Genomic DNA, 532 nt, shown 5'->3' with positions numbered 1-532 from the left:
AACTTCGCTGCTCGCAGTGTTTGCGTTCATCGGCTTCGAACACCTGGTGAACATCTCCGAGGAAATGAAGAATCCTCTCCGGACGTTGCCTTGGGCGCTCCTCATCACGCTCGGCGTCACCGCGCTTCTCTACGCAGCCGTCGTGTGGATCGCGGTCGTCGCCGTGCCGCCGATCGAGCTCGCGCGCTCCTCCGCTCCGCTCGCCCTGGTATTTCAGCGGCTGACGGGTCTTCCTCTGCAGGTCTTGGGCGCCATCGCGATCGTCGCGACGATCAACGGCATCATCGTTCATATGATCATGATAGGACGCGTGCTGTATGGGCTGGCCGACCAGGGTAGCCTTCCCGAACTTCTTGGGAAAGTGAACGCCAGAAGCCGCACGCCCATCGTGGCGACCCTCTTCGGGGTTGGAGCCATCCTGATCCTTGCGCTGGGCATTCCGCTGACGGGCTTGGCCGAGTGGACTTCGCGCCTGACGCTCGGAATCTTTGCCTTGGTCAATCTGGCGCTGCTTCGGATCAAGGCAGCCGAA

Annotated in this window: 1 protein-coding gene; it reads left to right on the top strand. The window is 61.7% G+C overall.

Annotated elements, in window-relative coordinates:
* The coding region (locus AC0L3C_RS36180) for an APC family permease (protein ID WP_473410407.1) at window positions 1–532 on the top strand (532 nt) is incomplete at both ends.

This window comes from Bradyrhizobium sp. WSM4872 (genome assembly GCF_055811715.1).
The sequence above is the reverse complement of the archived record's forward strand: the minus strand, read 5'-3'. Positions and strand labels throughout refer to the sequence as shown.